The following is a 16,179-nucleotide window of genomic DNA, read 5'->3' as shown; positions in this document are numbered from 1 at the left end:
AGCAACAACATGTTGCCCAAAGATTTGGGTAGGGGTAGCGTGGACTTTCCGATCAATCGTCGTGGCTGCTGGGCCGCGACAGCCAGGAGGACCGATGGACAGCAACCCCACACCGCCGCCGCACGCGCCCGTACCCGACCTGATGACCGCGCAGCTTCGCCGCCTCTCGGACGACTTCGAGCGAAGCGAGCTGGCCCGCGCAGCGGACCGCGCCGGCGAGCGCCGGCCGGAGTCCCGGTAGCGAATCGGGCGGCGACCGCCTACCCCGCCCGACCGGCGGGGTAGGCGGTCGCCGCCCCACGTGGACAGCCTTCCCTGCTGCGAAAGGTCACCATGGGTACGTCACCCTCTCGGCCAGCGACACAGCCGCCGCCGGGCACCCGATACGAACTGCGGATCCCTCCACCAGGGGTGCCGATCCTGTCGATGAACCAGGCCGGGCACTGGTCTCAGAAACGGGCATGGCGGGCCGCTGCCTGCCAGGCCGCGCAGGCATGGCGCGGCCCGGCCTCGACGCCCGGCGGCCGGCCGACCCGACTCCCGAAAGGGCTGCTACGAGTCCGGATCGACATCGTGCTCCACTTCTGCGACCGGGCGCACCGCGACCGGCTGAACTACCGGGCCACGACCAAGCCGGTCGTTGACGGGCTCGGCCCGCCGAAGCCGATCATGCGGTCGGCGCCGGGCGGCGGCCGGCGGACCGTACCGGCCGGGATCGCACCCGGGTACGGGCTGCTGGTCGACGACTCGGATGAGCACCTGGACGGGGAACACATCACGATCGGCGAGCCGGTCGCCCGCCCCCGGTACGGGCCCGGCGGCCTGGTCGTCGTCATCGTGACGGTGCTGGACCCGACCGCTACGGGCCTGCGGTGATGGGCACCGTCGAATGGGTCGCGGTCGCCGTCGCGGGCACAGCCGCCGGCCTCGGTGTCGGCCTGTTCTGGCAAGACGTGGTCGAGTGGCTCGGCGAGGTCGTCGACGCGCTCGCCCGCGCGGTCGGCCTGGTCGTGCTCGCCGCGCTCGTTGTCGGCGCGGTGGTCGGCGCCGCCGTACTGACCCGGTAGTCGCAAGGGGCCGCCGGCGGGACACAGCCGGTTCCGTCGGCGGCCAACACATGCGCAACAACATGTTGACTAAAGTTTGTGGTCTGCCTACCGTGAACGCATCCGACGGCATCACCCGTCAACAACCGGAGGAGTAGACCAGTGACAGCCACGCTGACCGCCGATCAGATCGGCGACATGAGCACGGAGGAGGTGCACGACCGGATCCAGCAGGCGTCGCTTGCGCAGCTCGCGGACATGTCCCGTGTAGCCGTCGCCGCCCTGCCGGAACGGTCGCGCCAGCTCCGCCGCGACCGGCTCGCCGGCGACGACGCGCTGTGGAGCGCAGCGAAGGTCATCAAGGCTGGCGGCTACCCGTCCCGGGCCGCGTACAACCGGCTCCGAAACAACTACCTCAACGGCCAGCCTCAGGGCCCCATGACGATGATCCCGCCGGCGAACGAGGCGACCGCCGACGTCAAGCGGCCCGGTGACACCGGCGGTCGCGGGTCCGACCAGCCGCTCTATCGCGCCGGTGACGTCCGCCGCTGGCTCGCCCGGTGGGGTCGCACCGACGAGGATTTCTTTCCCACGCCCGGCGGCCGGCCGAAGCCCGGCCCGGGCAAGCTCGGCCCGCGTATGCCGAAGCCGGCCGACACGGACGCGGGATAGGCGGTCTGAGAAACGACACGCCCCCGGTATCCGCGGCGACGTTGCTGGACGTCTGCACCCGCGAAGGGTGCGTGCCTTGGACCGGAGGCGCATCTACCAGAAGGAAACACCGACAGGACACCCACGACGAGCGCGGAGAGTCACGTCAATGAACCTCTTGACCGGACACCATACCCCGTCACCGGCTGCGCTGGCGACCGTCGCTGACGGTGGCTGGCCTGTGCCGGTCGACGCGGTGGAGATCCTGCCGGCCGACGCGGCCCGAACGATGTATGACCGGTGGCGGGATGCCCGGCTCGACGGGATCGGCGGGTCGGACATCGCGGCGATCCTCGGACTCGTCAACTGGGAGACGGAGTACGGGTTGTGGCTGACCAAGACGGGCGCCCGGCCGCCGGTCGACGAGACGCCGATGATGACCCGGGGCCGGTACGCAGAGCTGATGCTCGCGCAGTGGTTCGCCGACGAAACCGGCCTTGCACTGCGCAAGACAGGTACGTGGGCGGTACCCGAGTACGACCCGGTGACCGACTCAACGGTGCCGGGTTGGATGCGCTGCAACCCGGACCGGTTCACCAGCGACGGCGGCGGCGTCGAGTTCAAAGCGCCCGACCCCGACGACTGGGGCGAGCACTGGAAGTACGGGCCGGCCGTGCACGCCGTCGTCCAAGCCGAATGGTGCATGGCCGTGACCGGCTGCCCGCACTGGTACGTCGTCGCCGACGGCTGCACTGACGGGCTTCGCTGGTGGCGGGTCGACCGCCATGAGGCGCGGCTGTCGTGGATCGTCACCCGGGCGGCCCGCTGGTGGTGGTGGCACGTCGCCGAAGGGATGCCGCCGGACGTCGACGCGTCCGACGCCACCACGAAGGCGCTCAAGGCTTCGAGCCGGCCGGCCGGCCAGCTCGCGAAGACGGCCGAGATTCCCGGGTCGGCGAAGCTCGCCGCCCGCCGGGCCGAGTTGAAGGCCCGAATCTCGGAGATCAACAAGCTGACGAAGGAGCCGCAAGAAGAGATCAACTTGATTGAAAACGAGTTCCGCGCCGGCCTGCTCGGCGCGGTGACCGCAACCGACCAGGGCGTGCCCGTGCTGGCGTGGACGCCCTACGGAGACCAGAAGCACCGACGTTTCGGCAAACCACCGAAGGACTGATCATGACCTCTACCGCAACCGCACCCGCCCCGGCGAAGGCCCGGCCGGTCGCTGACGACGACTGGCTGCACGGGGCCAGCGAGCCGCCCGCCGGCGAGACGCCGGCCCGCCGGGCCCTGGCCCGCCGCGATCCGCTGCCGCAGTATCGGCCGGTGCCGCGTAAGCCGCTCGGCGGCACCCGCTGGCCGTTCATCCTCGTCGAGGGCGGCGAGTACTCCGGCAAGTCGACGGCCGTGTTCAATCTGTCCGCGTCGTCGATGTTCTCCCGCGTGCTGGTCCTGGCCGTCGGGGAGGACGTCGACGAGTTCGGCGCACTGAACCCGGACTTCGAGGTGCTGCCGCACGACGGGACGTGGCACCAGATCTGGGGATGCGTCGAGTATGCGGCCGAGCAGGCCCAGGCCGCGATCGACGCCGGCGAAAAGCCGATCCTGTTCATCATCGAGTCCATGACGAAGATTTGGGAGCTGCTGTCCGAGTGGGCCGAGAACCGGGCCCGGTCGGCGCCGGCGAACCGGGCCAAGCTGGAGCAGGACCCGAACGACGAGCCCGACACGCACCCCGTGTACTGGACGCCGGCGAACAAGCGGCATCAACGGCTGGTCACCCGGTGCGTCACGATGCCGGCCGTCGTCGTCGCGACCGCCCGGGCAAAGGACGTCGTCGAGATGGTCAACGGGCAGCCGACGAAGAACCGCATCTACAAGATCGAGTGTCAACGGATGTTGCCGTACTCGACGACGGCGACGGTTCGGCTCTCCGTCGACCACCACCCGACGATCACCGGCCTGCGGCGGGTGGGGGGCGGGATCCAGCCGCCGGGCCCGAACGGTCGGGGCGGCGGCCGGGCCGTCGAGGTCACCCCGGAGCGTTTCGGCCGGGAATTCGACCTGGAATGGCTGCTCACGCACGTGATGAAGTTCGACCCGGCGACCGCCCGGGTGTCGTCCGTCGTCGAACCGCGCGCCGGCGCCGAGCCGGACGGGCCGCCGCCGGCCGCGTACCAGGCGACGCCGCCGGCCGACGCCGTGGTGGTCGCCGCCGACGAGGCGCCCGGCCGGTCGACGCCGACCGAGACGCGTCCGGAGGGTGGCCGTCGTGGCTGACCAGCCGGCCCAGCTCCCCGCCGCCGGCGGCGAGTAGGCACCCCGGAAAGGCACCGGGCCCGGCCGATCAGATCGATCGGCCGGGCCCGGTTCCGGCGACTGTGGATCTCACCAGGCGTGCCGCAGACCGGGTCAGGTTTGGGAACCACCGGCCGCGTAAAGGGCGCTAACTGGCACAACGAGCAAGCGCACACCAACACGCCACGGCGAGCGTCGGCACGATCGCACGGGGCACGGTCGAGCATACCGGCACAGCCGACACGCCGACGACGCCGGGAAGATCGACAGCAGGACACCGAACGGCTAAGTTGGGCCAAGTTATACGTGATCAATCCCGGGAGGGATCACCCCCATGGACGCAGCACCTCGGCCGAAGCGCTCGCGGCGGTCAACCCGCCCCCGCCGAATCCACGAGGCCAAGACGACTCTCAGCCCTGACGAGCACGACCTGTGGACGGCGTACCTCAACCGCCGTGGTCGTGGGCTATCCGATGCCGCGGTGCTCCGAACGCTGATCCTGGAGGCCGCGAGCCGCGAGGGGATCCCCGACGCCGACCAGCTCGCCCGCGCGTCCTAGCCGGGAAAGACCTCGGCCCGCCGCGTTCCCGCGCGACGGGCCGATACGGACCACCATCGACGACCGGTCACGGGGCTAACCAGCCGGCAGCGTCGAAACCAGCACCACGAGTGAGGCAAACACTTATGCGCGCGGGTCCTGCGGTCAGTGTACCGCCTGGCCCGCTCGCCACGCACCGAGCGAGCGAGGCAACAACATCATGGGCAGGAAAACCCCTAGTTCCGTCCGCGTACGTGTGCACCGGCGCAACCTCGAAGACCGGTACACGATCCTGTCGCAAGACCTGCACCGAGGCACGGGCGTCTATGCGGGACTGAGCGGATACTCGCGGCTCATCCTCGGTGCCGGTCTCGGGTGTAAGGACGCATGGGATACCACCCTGGACAAGATCGAGGGGTGGCTGTCCGAGGTCGGCCGCGACAAGCACGAGGCGATTCGCCGTGAGCTGCGCGAGCGCGGTTTCATGACCATGGAGCAGAGCCACTACCCGGCCGGCACCTTCGACGACGACGGCCGGTCGATCGGCGGTCAACTCTTCTACGAAATCGGGTTCTACCACGACCCGCTGCCGCCGGAGGAACGCGACCGACTGCAACCGAAGAAACCTCGCGAAGCCAAGAAAACCGCAGGTCAGACCACGCCCGGATTTTCAGGGCATGGACGAGGTTCCAGGAAAACCGCAGGTCAGACCACGCCCGGATTTTCAGGGCCCGGTCACTCAGGGCATGGTGATTCAGGGCTTGGTGAACCAGGGCTTGGTGATTCAGGGCTCCTATATAAGGAAGAGAAGAACCAGCTTTTAGAAGAACCAGAAGATCAGAAACACCACCACCCAGGGCCCGACCGGCAGTCACCCGACAACCCCGGCACGGTGGACGGAGGAGGGGGAGAATTCTCGGACCCATCCGGAACCCCTCAAGAACCCCCGCCGGGCGCTCCAGCGACGCCTGAGGCCGGTCAACGGAGCCACTCCGCTGATCTCCTCGACGACTCGGCCGGCGAATCATCCGAGGCGATCGCGGGGCGGGTCCTGGACGAGGTCCAGGCCGCCGCCCACGTTCGGCCGGCCCGACGCGTCGGCGGCAAGCTGCGACAGCGGCTCGTCGCCCTGGTCGTCGAACGCCTCGACGCCGGATGGCACCGCGCGCACCTGGTCGACGCGCTGTCGCCATCCATGGAGGACGTCGACACGGTGTACGGCACCCTCCGGCATCGGATCACCAATCTCGGCGCTCCGCCGCCGCCGCCGCGCCCTCGCCCGCCGGCCCCGCCGCCGTACGTCCCCGGCCGGCCCGTCGACGACGGCGAAGCCGCCCGACTCGCGACGCCGCTCGACGCCGCCGACGCGGCCGACGTGGCCGACGTGGCCGACGTCGCCGACGCCCCGGAAGCTCCCGGCCGGGCCGTTGACCCGCAAGCCGTCGCCCGCGCCGTCGCCCGGGCAGCGGCGAGCCGCAACCGACGCGACGTCAAGCCCGGCCGTCGGGGACTCGCCGCGCTGAATCAGGCCGTCGCCGAACTCGCCCACCCGGCGCCGGCCGTACCCCCGCCGGCAGAGCTGGCCGGCGCTGACCTGGCTTCCGCGTCATGACCGCCGCCCCGGTACCCCGGCCGCCCGGCACGGTCGGCGCCGAACCGCTCTACCTGGTGCAGGGCTGCAACGCGTACGGCTGCCAGGGTGGGATCCGGTGGGTGCCGTCGTACGCCGGTGTCCGGATCCCGGTCAACGCCGCCCGGAACCCCGACGGGCTGGTGGTGCTCGACCGCGCCCCGCGTGACGGCACCTGGTCGGCCCGGGCGTACGTGCCCGGCCGCGACCGGGCCGACCGGCCCCGGTACGACGTCCACTGGACGACCTGCCCCAACCCCGGCCTGTACGTCGACGTCAAGGCCCGGGCCGACCCCCGGGCCGAACTGCCACCGATCCGGCAGGACACACAGGCCGGCCGGTGCGCGAAGTGCTGGAGCTACCACCCGGACCGCTTCGGCCCCGGCGGGTCGCCGCTGTGCCCCGGCTGCATGTCGGAGGCCGTCGCCCGCTGGCAGCCCGCGCTTCGGCGGGCCATGCATGTTGACCAATGACGGTCGATGGTAGGGTTTGACGGTCGTTCCTTTCGTCGGCCGCGCCCACCCCGCGCAGACAGCACCCGGCCCGGCTTCCCACTCGCCACAAGCGACGGGAAGCCGGGCCGTGCTGTTGGTCGGGGCCGGGCTACTCGGCGAGCACCTCCGTGATCGTCGCGTCGTCGACACCCGCGATGATCAGCGCGGCGTGGAGCTGCCGTCCGTCAACGCCGACTTTTCGCGCTGCCGACACGGCGGCGGCCAGCTCGCCGAGTCGCTCTGCGACCTTCCCGGCGATCGCGGCGTACCCGCGTGCGGCTAGGTCGACGTCGCGGTTGGCAGCCGCGATCACGTCCGGGTCCGGGCCGTCGCCGGGCTGCGCGCCGCGTTGCGCGCGCCGGCTCGGGCGCGTATACGCGCGCGCGCCCGGGCGCGCGCCCGTGCCTGTGCCCGTGCCGGTGCCGGCGTCCGTGCCCGTGCCCGTGCCCGTGCCCGTGCCTGTGCCCGTGCCGGTGCCGGCGTCCGTGCCAGTGCCCGTGCCGGTGCCGGTGCCGGCGTCCGTGCCCGGGCCGGTGCCGGTGCCCGTGCCAGTGCCAGTGCCCGTGCCCGTGCCGGTGCCGGCGTCCGTGCCAGTGCCCGTGCCGGTGCCGGCGTCCGTGCCGGTGCCGGCGTCCGTGCCCGGGCCGGTGCCGGTGCCCGTGCCAGTGCCCGTGCCCGGGCCAGTGCCCGTGCCGGTGCCGGCGTCCGTGCCAGTGCCCGTGCCGGTGCCGGCGTCCGTGCCCGTGCCGGTGCCGGTGCCGGCGTCCGTGCCCGGGCCGGTGCCGGTGCCCGTGCCGGTGCCGGCGTCCGTGCCGGTGCCGGCGTCCGTGCCGGTGCCGGCGTCCGTGCCGGTGCCGGCGTCCGTGCCCGGGTCTGCGGCCGGGTCTGCGACGGGGCCCGGGGGAGTGTCGCGGTAGACCGGTGTTGACTGTCGAAACGTGAAGTCCGCCGCGCTGGCCCGCCTCGGCTTCGACCTCGACGCCTTCCCAGTGCTCATGCCGCCGCTTCCTCGACGTCCGCTCGGATCTCCGCGACCGCAGCAACGTAATCCCCGAACTCCGGCCGTGGATCATGACCGAACGCGCGGGAGTACAGCACACCCTGACGGATGTGAGCCTTCATGCAAGGAATCTGCACCAGGTCGCCGTTATCGTTCGGAATCCCCTGGTCGAACGCCTTTCGTACCTCCGCCTCGTCCGATGCGGCCGAGTTGACGGACACGAGCATGACCCGGGGATACACCGGCCGCTGCGTCAACTGCTGCACCTCGGCCGCCGCGTCCAAGGTGCCCGGCAGACGCCGAATCTCGATCCTGTTTGGCCTGGACGGGATGATCAACTCGTTTGCGACCGTGAGTGCCGTCCGGAACATCCTTGCCGTCTCACCGCCGACATCGATCACAATGTGTCGATATTGCGACTCGACGGCGCGGACCCGGTCGGCAAGGTCGTTCGTCGACCACGGCTGACACTGCCACGCGATCTCCTCGCCGGCGTTGGTCGCGAGGTTGTACCAGTCCCACAGCGATTGTGACTGCGGGTCGGCGTCGATCGCGAGCGTCGGCCCATCCTCGGCCAGCACCGAGGCGATGAAGGCGGCAGAGGTGGTTTTACCGATACCACCCTTTAGGCCGCCAATGGTCAATTTCATTAGCTACGTCCTTTCGTACCTGCGCGGGGGTGAACAGATTTCCTGCGCGCATCGTCCTTGACCAGGCCACGCCCGGTCCACCCACCCCGCCGACAGTCACCGCGCGTCACGAAGCCGCAGACCATCGTTTACCGCTGGTAGGCGACGTTTCGGCGCACCATTCATGTCCTGACCAGGGCAGGGCCGTAATGTGAGCGAGCCACGAACGACAGCTAGAGAGGGTGCAATCCGTGATCAAGTCGGCGCTTCCCACGCCCGAACGGTCCACCACCGCCCCGCCAACCCCATCGGTGGCCAGATGACAGGCACCGCCGAGCCGCCGGCAACTCGGCTTGTGCGGGCACTGACCGCCGACGACAACGCCGGCGCCTACCGGTACCACGGGCAGGCCGGCGACGGATCCGGGTACGTCGTCGAGACCACCCGCCACCGCCGCGTGTACCCACTCGACGGGATGCAGGCATGGCACGACGGCTACACCATCGGCCGCCAGCTCGCCGAGCAACCCCGGCCGGCCGGCGACGCCGACCAGCTCGCCGACATCCGGTCAGTCCTGGTTACACCGTCGCTGGAGGATCAATGCCGGATGCAGATTCGGTACGCCATGGAGCAGGCCGGGATCGGCGTCGTCAAGCTCGCCGAACGAACCGGCCGCACCCGTGGCGCGATCGCCGCGGCGCTCCGGTTCGGCCGGGCTGGCTCGCTATCGCTCAAGATGGCAGATCAGATGATGGCCGGGCTCGGCCGTCGCTGGGACGTCCGCAGCGTGCCCGCCGTCGACCGGGAAGGCGCCCCGGTCGCCCCGCCGGCACACGCCCCACCCGAGCCCGCCGGCATCACTCGGGTTCGCGCTGTCGCCCTGGCACACGAGCGAGGTCTAGTCGAGCTGCTCGCCCCGCTCGACGCGACCGAAGCGGCCCGGGCCCGCGCCTACCGGCTACGCGCCGCCGGCGCCGAACACACCATCCGGGCACCGGTGGTGCTGCCCTGGTTGACCGGCATCGCCGACGCCGCCGATCCGGCCACCGCCGCCGACCTGACCGAACCGAACACCGCACATAGATAAGTGAACAACATGTAGACCAATTACGGCATGGTGTCTACTCTGGTTCCAACCTGCCCGGGTGTGCTGGCACCCGGGCGATACCAGAAGGGACACCCCCTATGCCGTCCGTCAACCCGCCGGGCACGCTCGTCCGGCGCCCCTCCGCCGTAGCGGTCGCCGCCCCGCCCGCCGACCGCTGGCGACAGACCTTGCTCCGATCCGCCGCCGCCGCCGTCGCGCCCGTCCCGGTCGGCCTGGCCGTCGTGTTCCGCACCGTCGGCACGGTCCAGCTCGCCGCGATCATCGCCACGGTGGCCGCCGCTGCGGTCGCGCTCGCCGCCGCGTTGTGCAGCACCGCCCGGCGGGGGCCGCGCGATGCGTAACCGCCGGATCGACGAGCACCGGCCAGCGCCGGCACCGGCCGCGATCCTCGCCGCCTATATCGAGCTGGTCGACCAGGCCGCCGCGCTCGACGAGGTGCAGCGCGACGTCATGCGCACCGGCTACCTACGGGCACAGTCCGGCCGGTACCGGCGAGTCGCCGCGTACGCAATGGCGCTCGCCTACGGCACGGGCCGGGTACTGGAGCGAGGCAACGGAGACGATCAGGTGGTCGGCGTCGACGGGCCGGGTCGGTCGGTGCGGCGCCTTCTGCCTGCGTCGGCTACCGATATCGGCTTCGCGGTTCTGGTGGTCGACCTGCTGGACCCGCGTGACTTCGCGCTGCTTACCGGGTGGTGGGTCAACCGGTACGGGCCGCTGCCGGAGAGCCTGCCGACGATCGTCCCGGAACCGATCGACCCGCGCGACCTGGACCGGCGGCTACGGCGGCGGTTCATCGCCGCCGCGTTGGCGATCGTCCCGGCCGTGATGCTGTCCGGCGAACTCGCGCGGGCTCAACAGTGGTCGCTGCTGTCGCTGCTCGCCGCCGGTGTCGTCGTGCTGGTCGCGGTGATGGTGGCCGCGCACGCGGACCGGCAGCGGCTCCGCCGGCGCCGATAGATCGTTCGCCCCGGGGGGGCGGGTGGGGACCTGCGGGTTTCCACCCGCCCCGAATCTTTGCGCAACATCATGTTGACCAAAGATTGTGATCGGTCTAGTCTGATGACACCACGGAACGACGACACAGGAGGCACCGATGCCGAGCAGCCGCAAGCTGTCCCCCGCACAGGTCAACACGCTCCGATTCGTAGTCGCCAAGGGCGGCGAGGCGAACGGCCACGCGGGCCAGGGCGGCGGCTTCCACCCGCACAGCGCAGACGCGCTCGTGCGGTCCGGAATGCTGGAAAGGGTCGCGCGGTGTGAGCCGTGCGCAACCGCTGAATACGGGCAGCCTGTGACGTGCGCGCGACCTCTGGCCGGGCGGCGTGGGACGGAGCCCTGCTTCCAGCGAGTGCGAATCACCAACGAGGGTCGTTCCGCGCTGGCCGAGATTGACGGCCAGGCGCCGGCCCCGGCCGCCCCGGTCGAGCAGGCCGCCCCGGTCGAGCAGGCCGCCCCGGTCGAGCAGGCCGCCCCGGTCGAGCAGGCCGCCCCGGTCGAGCAGGCCGCCCCGGTCGAGCAGGCCGCCCCGGTCGAGCAGGCCGCCCCGGTCGAGCAGGCCGCCCCGGTCGAGCAGGCCGCCCCGGTCGAGCAGGCGCCGGCGATGTACGCCCGCAAGGCGGGGACGTACAGCCTGACGTACCACCTGGTTGCCGGTCCGGCCGACGCCCCGCACGCGGCGTGCCGTCGATCGATTCCGCTGGGCGGCAGTCCTCAGCTCACGGCGGCGAAGGTCGAGCGCTCGATCTACGGCGTGTTCTGCCAGGCATGCCCGCAGCGTCCCCGCAACCGTCCCGCCCCGGTCGCCCCGCTCGTCGAGCAGGCCGCCCCGGCCCACCCCGACCAGCAGGCACAGGCCGTCCGGTTCACCGTCGGGCCCCGGGGCACCGTTGCCGGCGGATCCTGGCTCAAGCTTCGCGGCCACGCGCAGACCCGGTCATGGACTCGGACGATCAACGGCAACCGCTACGCCTTCTCGATCACCGTCCGGTCCGACGGGGAGATCTACGTCGAAGCCAGCCGGTACACCTGGGAGGCGGAGCAGCGGAGCGGCTGCGGCTGGGAGCGGCGCCACTCGATCACCATCGCGCCCACCTGGTCGCAGGTCTCCGCCACGTCCGACCCGACCGGCGCGATCGCCGGCCGCATCCTGGCCCGCGCCATGGGCCTGAGCATTGACGACAACTGCACCCGGTACCGCCTCAGCCACAGCCGCCGCAGCGCCGCAGCGACGATCCGCGTCTACAACGACGCCGGCGACTACCTCGGCTTGGCCGCCGAGTGCGACGGCTACGGCTGGCGCGGCACCCGCCGCCACGGCGGCCCGATCGTGCCGGAGCGGGGTTACGCGACGTTCGCCGATGTCGTGCGGCAGATCGAGGGCGACGGCGCCGACACGGACTGCGGCGAGCCGACGCACTACGCGCGCCACCCCGGCGAGGGCGTGACCGCATGCGGACTGCCGGTGCACGTCCCGTCCGGGCCGGTAGAGAGTGACCGTGCCGTCGTGACCTGCCCGCGCTGCCTGGCCGAGCAGGACGACCGCGACGGGCACGCGGCGGCCCGCCGGTAGCTCACCGCCCCGAACTTTCGCCCCCCGGCCGATGGTCGGGGGGCGGAGTGCTGTCCGGGCGCCAGACGAACAACACTGACAGTCACGTAACTGGTTGTTGTTGTCGTTGTTGTTGCCACTCCCTACGGGCCCTATCCAACCTGCATAAGGCGATTCGGCACCCCATCTACCGCGACAACAACAACGACGACAACAACGACCGATCTCACGCTCAGTAGGCGGCGCGCGGGGTCGCCATCCGGCCCGTCGGGCCCGTACCGGGTGACTCGCTCGGCACGCCGAAAGGCCATTCACGCTCGCCGCCCCGGCCCGCCTGGTACACAACATGTAGCCCAAAGATTGTCAGCGGTGTAGCGTGTACTCACTCCCGGGCGTGCTGGCGCCCTGGACGTCCAGAAGGAGAGAAGCACCGTGGATAACCTCGCCCCGCCCGCGCGTCGCGAGCCGGCCGTGTCGCCGCTTCGCCCGGCCGCCCCGGTGGCCGAGCGCCCCGCCCCGGTCGAGCGCGCCCCGGTCGAGCGCCCCGCCCCGGTCGAGCGCCCCGCCCCGGGGCGGCTGTTTCTCCGGCAGTGGCTTCCCCGGACTCGCCGCCCCGCCCCGGTCGCACCGGTCGAGCGCCCCGCCCCGGCCGCCCCGGTCGAGCGCCCCGCCCCGGCCGCCCCGGTCGAGCGCCCCGCCCCGGCCGCCCCGGTCGCCCCGGTGGTCGAGCGCCCCGCCCCGCCCCGCCCCGGCGTCGCGGAACAGTGGGGCAAGCTCACCCTGAACCGCGGCCCGGTCGCTCGCTTCGCACTCGGGGCCCTGCTCGTCACCGTGGGGGTCGGCCTCGCCTTCGTGATCGCAGCCCCGCCGGCGCTCTCCGCCCACGAGGTCATCGCCTGGGCCCGGACGGACAGCCCTGCCGCCGGCCTGGGCCTCTCCGCCGGATGGGCCTGGTTCGCATTCCTCGCCCTGGACGCGTCGGCCGCCGTCTGCGTCCTGATCTGCGTCTACAGCGCTGTCACGCACACCAAGGCCGGAGTTTTCCGGCTTTACGTGTGGCTGTTCGCCGGCGCCACGGCGTACGCCACCCATTCATACGGCAGCCGCCCGGGCGCCCCCGGTGACGCGGCCTGGTTCCTGCCGGTCATGTCCCTGATCGGCCCGATGATCCTGCACAGCGCGCTCAAGTGGGCAGAGCGGCTCGTGCGCGGCGCCGCCGGCGACGGCAGCCGCCGGCCCGTGTTCCCGCTGGTCGACTGGCTGCCGATCATCGGTAGCCCGCAAGAGACGTTCGGTGCATGGCGGGTCGGTGGCCTGCTCGGTATCGAGATCAGCGACGACGCCCGGTGGGCGTACCGGACCCTGACCCGCGACCGTGGCTGGTGGCGCCGCTGGTCGGTACGCGGCCCCGTCCGGGCTGCGCAGGATCGCGCGCTGTCCGGCATCGGGGACTACGTCCTGCCCGGCCTGCTGCCCGCGCACCTCGCCCCGGCCGCCCCGGCTGCCCCGGCCGCCCCGGCTGCCCCGGTGGCCGAGCACCCCGCCCCGGTCGCCCCGGCTGCCCCGGTGGCCGAGCACCCCGCCCCGGTGGTCGAGCGCCCCGCCCCGCCCCGGTCCGCTCCGGCCGAGCGTCCCGCCCCGGTCCGTCCCGCCCCGGTCCGCCCCGCCCCGCCCCGGTCGGCCCCGCCCCGCCCCGCCCCGGTCGAGCGGTCGAACGTCTCCCAGATCACGCAAGCCCGCCGGGCCCGGATCGCCGCCCTGACAAAGATCGTCGAGCAGTACCGCACCACCTACGCCTCATGGGAGGAGTTCCGGCAGGCACTCCAGGATCGCCGGCTCAGCCTCCGAAAGATCGAGCAAGCCACCGGCACCCGCCGGGAAACGATCAAGGCAGCGCTTGAAGGCCCCGACACGGTGCCGTGGACGGCCACCAGCGCCGCCCCGACCGACGACGCCCGGGAGGCGTGATGAACCGCCCCGACATCAAAGAGGACGCGTACGCGGTGACGTACGACGGCGCGGCCGAGCGGGTCGCGGTGACTCCACCACCGCGCCCCGAACCCGCGCCCGGCCGCCGCCCCGGCCGGAGCAGCGGCCGGGCCGCCCCGGCCGCCCGCCCGGCCGTCGAACGCCCCACCCCGGCCGCCCCGGCCGCGCCCCGCCCCGCCCCGGCCGTCGACGTCGACCCCGCCGACGTCGACGACCTGGACGACGTCGACGAGCCGCCCCGGCCGGAGCAGCCCGCCCCGGCCGGCCGCGCCACCCAACGCGCGACCACCCTGGTCCTCGGCGGCCTCGGCGCCGGCGTCGTCCTGCACTTCCTCGGCCCGATCGTCCTCGCGGTGTCCACCGCCGGCGGCGTCGTGCTGTACCTCGCCGGCCGCCGAATCCTCCGCACCGACCGCCCCGGCCGCCGGCTCGGCAGCGGCCGGGGCGGCCGGGGCGGCCGGGGCGGCCTCTCCAGCACCGGCCGCCGCCCCGGCCGGGGCGGCGGGCTCCGGCTACCGAAACTCGGCGGCACCGGCGGCGGCCGACGCGGCCTGTCCGCCGGCGGCGGCCGACGCGTCGCCGCCGCCCGGTCCGGCGGCCTTCCGAAGACCGGACGCGGCGGCACCGGCCGCCGTGCCGGCGGGACCGGTCTGCCGCGAGCTGGCCGCGCCCGCTCCGGTGGCGCCGTCTTCGGCGGCGGTCGGCCCCGCCGCGTCGGCGGCCTGCTCGGCGGCCTGTTCGGCCGCCGCACGCCCGGACAGGCCCGGGCAGCAGCCCGCCGCGCAGCCATGCACGGCCACGGCCAGTCGACGAGCCCCGGCCGCATCCGCCGCGCCGCCCGTGGCCTGGGCCGGGCCGCCCGGGTCACCGGTCGCGGCGCCGTCGCCATGGGACGCGGCGCCGCCGCCGCCGGCCGGGCGGCCCGCGCGGTCGGCCGCGACACCTGGCAGCTCGACGTGTGGTGGTCCAACCTCGCACAGCGGGTCGCGAACCTCACCTACACGCTCACGATCCGGCCGATCGACTGGCTGTACCACCGCACCATCGTGCTTCCCGGCCGCCGGATCGCCCGCTGGGCGTACATCCGCCGCCGCTGGCTGGCCGCGTACGGCGCCCCCGCCGCATGGCGGGCCCTGCTCGCACGACTCACCCCCGGCTGGTACCGCGAGCTGCGCCGCCTGGCGGTCGCGCACGGCCAGCGGGCCGCCTGGGCCGCGTTCTGGGTCGCCGCGGTCGCCGCCGTCGCCACGTTCTTCCGGTCGACACTTGCTGGCTGGGTCTGGGCACCCGCCACCGCGCCCCGCCACCGCGCCGCCCCGCCACGGCGGCCGACCACGCCCGTCGACGAGCACGACGACGAGCGCGACACCGATCCGCCGCTCGGCACCCTGCACCGCCCGGAACCGTCCCGACTCATCCGACCCACCCCGGCGACCACCCGGCCCCGGCCGGCGCCAGCACAGACAGGAGCACCCCGCATGTCCCCGAACGTCGTCCTTCATCCGGTCCTGGACCGGGTCAACGAGATCTCAGCGGTGTACGTCGCCGGCTTCCAACCCCGGTCGATCCCGGACCTGGAGCGGTACCTACGGTCGCAGCCGGCCGCCCTGACGAACCGGGCCGAGATCATCGACGGCCTGGCCGACCGGCTCGCCGCGTCGTTCCCCGGCGCCGTCCTGGTGCACGAGTACTTCCACAACTTCACCCGCGCCTACCGGGAGATGGCCGCACCCGCCCACGGGCTGCACCAGGCGTACCGGGACCTGCACAAGGGCGACATCGACCGGCACGAAAACCCGCGCGTGCACGAGGAAAAGGCCGACGTCGTCCGACGCGGCGCCGTCACCGGCCCCACCATCGACGGTGGCGACGTCATGCACGAGCACCACGCCGCGATGTCGGAGGCGTACCGCGTCTACTTCGGCGCCTACGACCCCGGTGCCGACTTCGCCGCCGATGACGACGCGGTCGCCGACCTCATGGCGTTCTTGGAGACGCTCGGCCCCGCGATGGTGCTACGGGCAGAGCACATGATGACGTTTGCCGAGCACCTCGTCACCGCCTACCCGATCGACGTCCGCACCCATGACTACTACTACGCGTTCGCCGGCCGGTACGCGCACCTCGCCGACCAGGCCGCCGAGCTGGCCGCCGGCTACGAGCGCCGTAACCCGCACGACGTCATGCGTCGCCGGGCGCCCCGCGTAAACGAGCAGTGGGCCGACGTCACCAACGTCTGACCCGA

Annotated in this window: 17 protein-coding genes; 15 read left to right on the top strand and 2 right to left on the bottom strand. The window is 72.6% G+C overall.

The genetic code is table 11. From position 1 onward, the window contains the following. Nucleotides 1-94 precede the first annotated feature (94 nt). The 9 genes from CLT71_RS37300 (at nucleotide 95) to CLT71_RS35920 (ending at nucleotide 6,636) form a co-directional block, all read left to right on the top strand. Nucleotides 95-241, top strand: coding sequence for a hypothetical protein (locus CLT71_RS37300; RefSeq protein ID WP_158242400.1), 147 nt, complete (start codon nucleotides 95-97; stop codon nucleotides 239-241). Nucleotides 242-426: 185 nt separating this feature from the next. Continuing rightward, nucleotides 427-876, top strand: coding sequence for a hypothetical protein (locus tag CLT71_RS35955; protein ID WP_486483767.1), 450 nt, complete (start codon nucleotides 427-429; stop codon nucleotides 874-876). Further along, entirely contained in the window at nucleotides 876-1,067 is a 192-nt protein-coding gene (locus CLT71_RS35950; RefSeq protein ID WP_101372101.1) for a hypothetical protein, read from the top strand. The genes CLT71_RS35955 and CLT71_RS35950 overlap by 1 nt, the downstream gene beginning before the upstream one ends. Before the next feature lie 141 nt (nucleotides 1,068-1,208). Further along, nucleotides 1,209-1,718 (top strand): hypothetical protein, encoded by a 510-nt coding sequence (locus tag CLT71_RS35945; protein ID WP_101372100.1) that lies wholly within the window; start codon nucleotides 1,209-1,211, stop codon nucleotides 1,716-1,718. A 148-nt stretch (nucleotides 1,719-1,866) separates the two neighbouring features. Beyond that, nucleotides 1,867-2,871 carry a YqaJ viral recombinase family protein gene (locus CLT71_RS35940; RefSeq protein WP_101372099.1) on the top strand — a complete coding sequence of 335 codons (1,005 nt, stop codon included), beginning with the start codon at nucleotides 1,867-1,869 and terminating at the stop codon, nucleotides 2,869-2,871. Between the two features lie 2 nt (nucleotides 2,872-2,873). Beyond that, nucleotides 2,874-3,977, top strand: coding sequence for a hypothetical protein (locus CLT71_RS37295; RefSeq protein WP_158242399.1), 1,104 nt, complete (start codon nucleotides 2,874-2,876; stop codon nucleotides 3,975-3,977). A gap of 352 nt (nucleotides 3,978-4,329) precedes the next feature. Further along, a complete protein-coding gene (locus tag CLT71_RS35930; protein WP_101372098.1) occupies nucleotides 4,330-4,554 on the top strand; it encodes a hypothetical protein in 225 nt (74 codons plus the stop codon). A gap of 199 nt (nucleotides 4,555-4,753) precedes the next feature. Further along, nucleotides 4,754-6,145: a hypothetical protein gene (locus CLT71_RS37290; RefSeq protein WP_158242398.1), complete on the top strand. Its 1,392-nt coding sequence runs from the start codon at nucleotides 4,754-4,756 to the stop codon at nucleotides 6,143-6,145. After that, entirely contained in the window at nucleotides 6,142-6,636 is a 495-nt protein-coding gene (locus CLT71_RS35920) for a hypothetical protein (protein WP_101372097.1), read from the top strand. The genes CLT71_RS37290 and CLT71_RS35920 overlap by 4 nt, the downstream gene beginning before the upstream one ends. A gap of 130 nt (nucleotides 6,637-6,766) precedes the next feature. On the opposite strand, the gene CLT71_RS37685 is transcribed toward CLT71_RS35920, so the two are convergent. Beyond that, nucleotides 6,767-7,654: a hypothetical protein gene (locus CLT71_RS37685; protein WP_199188013.1), complete on the bottom strand. Its 888-nt coding sequence runs from the start codon at nucleotides 7,652-7,654 to the stop codon at nucleotides 6,767-6,769. Further along, nucleotides 7,651-8,307 carry a ParA family protein gene (locus CLT71_RS35910; RefSeq protein WP_101372096.1) on the bottom strand — a complete coding sequence of 219 codons (657 nt, stop codon included), beginning with the start codon at nucleotides 8,305-8,307 and terminating at the stop codon, nucleotides 7,651-7,653. The genes CLT71_RS37685 and CLT71_RS35910 overlap by 4 nt, the downstream gene beginning before the upstream one ends. Nucleotides 8,308-8,605: 298 nt before the next feature. On the opposite strand from CLT71_RS35910, the gene CLT71_RS35905 reads away from it, so the two are divergent. The 6 genes from CLT71_RS35905 to CLT71_RS35880 all read left to right on the top strand — a co-directional run bounded on the left by CLT71_RS35905 (nucleotide 8,606) and on the right by CLT71_RS35880 (nucleotide 16,174). Next, nucleotides 8,606-9,373: a hypothetical protein gene (locus CLT71_RS35905; RefSeq protein ID WP_143743855.1), complete on the top strand. Its 768-nt coding sequence runs from the start codon at nucleotides 8,606-8,608 to the stop codon at nucleotides 9,371-9,373. A 98-nt stretch (nucleotides 9,374-9,471) separates the two neighbouring features. Further along, nucleotides 9,472-9,735 carry a hypothetical protein gene (locus CLT71_RS35900; protein ID WP_101372094.1) on the top strand — a complete coding sequence of 88 codons (264 nt, stop codon included), beginning with the start codon at nucleotides 9,472-9,474 and terminating at the stop codon, nucleotides 9,733-9,735. Then, on the top strand, nucleotides 9,728-10,354 hold the full coding sequence (locus CLT71_RS35895) for a hypothetical protein (RefSeq protein WP_101372093.1): 627 nt from the start codon (nucleotides 9,728-9,730) through the stop codon (nucleotides 10,352-10,354). Before CLT71_RS35900 ends, CLT71_RS35895 begins: the two co-directional genes overlap by 8 nt. A gap of 391 nt (nucleotides 10,355-10,745) precedes the next feature. Next, nucleotides 10,746-11,966: a hypothetical protein gene (locus CLT71_RS38470; RefSeq protein ID WP_486483766.1), complete on the top strand. Its 1,221-nt coding sequence runs from the start codon at nucleotides 10,746-10,748 to the stop codon at nucleotides 11,964-11,966. A 411-nt stretch (nucleotides 11,967-12,377) separates the two neighbouring features. Beyond that, nucleotides 12,378-13,913, top strand: a complete 1,536-nt coding sequence (locus CLT71_RS36830) for a hypothetical protein (protein ID WP_143743853.1) — start codon at nucleotides 12,378-12,380, stop codon at nucleotides 13,911-13,913. Further along, nucleotides 13,913-16,174, top strand: coding sequence for a hypothetical protein (locus CLT71_RS35880; protein ID WP_143743851.1), 2,262 nt, complete (start codon nucleotides 13,913-13,915; stop codon nucleotides 16,172-16,174). Before CLT71_RS36830 ends, CLT71_RS35880 begins: the two co-directional genes overlap by 1 nt. Nucleotides 16,175-16,179 lie beyond the last annotated feature (5 nt).

This window comes from Plantactinospora sp. CNZ320, from assembly GCF_002846275.1.
Note: the sequence above shows the minus strand (reverse complement) of the source record. Positions and strands in the feature narration are given on the sequence as shown.

Coding starts and splice junctions, on each gene's coding strand:
- CLT71_RS37300 (WP_158242400.1), top strand. CDS start 95: ATGGACAGCAACCCCACACCGCCGCCGCACGCGCCCGTACCCGACCTG.
- CLT71_RS35955 (WP_486483767.1), top strand. CDS start 427: ATGAACCAGGCCGGGCACTGGTCTCAGAAACGGGCATGGCGGGCCGCT.
- CLT71_RS35950 (WP_101372101.1), top strand. CDS start 876: ATGGGCACCGTCGAATGGGTCGCGGTCGCCGTCGCGGGCACAGCCGCC.
- CLT71_RS35940 (WP_101372099.1), top strand. CDS start 1,867: ATGAACCTCTTGACCGGACACCATACCCCGTCACCGGCTGCGCTGGCG.
- CLT71_RS37295 (WP_158242399.1), top strand. CDS start 2,874: ATGACCTCTACCGCAACCGCACCCGCCCCGGCGAAGGCCCGGCCGGTC.
- CLT71_RS35930 (WP_101372098.1), top strand. CDS start 4,330: ATGGACGCAGCACCTCGGCCGAAGCGCTCGCGGCGGTCAACCCGCCCC.
- CLT71_RS37290 (WP_158242398.1), top strand. CDS start 4,754: ATGGGCAGGAAAACCCCTAGTTCCGTCCGCGTACGTGTGCACCGGCGC.
- CLT71_RS35920 (WP_101372097.1), top strand. CDS start 6,142: ATGACCGCCGCCCCGGTACCCCGGCCGCCCGGCACGGTCGGCGCCGAA.
- CLT71_RS37685 (WP_199188013.1), bottom strand. CDS start 7,654: ATGAGCACTGGGAAGGCGTCGAGGTCGAAGCCGAGGCGGGCCAGCGCG.
- CLT71_RS35910 (WP_101372096.1), bottom strand. CDS start 8,307: ATGAAATTGACCATTGGCGGCCTAAAGGGTGGTATCGGTAAAACCACC.
- CLT71_RS35905 (WP_143743855.1), top strand. CDS start 8,606: ATGACAGGCACCGCCGAGCCGCCGGCAACTCGGCTTGTGCGGGCACTG.
- CLT71_RS35900 (WP_101372094.1), top strand. CDS start 9,472: ATGCCGTCCGTCAACCCGCCGGGCACGCTCGTCCGGCGCCCCTCCGCC.
- CLT71_RS35895 (WP_101372093.1), top strand. CDS start 9,728: ATGCGTAACCGCCGGATCGACGAGCACCGGCCAGCGCCGGCACCGGCC.
- CLT71_RS35880 (WP_143743851.1), top strand. CDS start 13,913: ATGAACCGCCCCGACATCAAAGAGGACGCGTACGCGGTGACGTACGAC.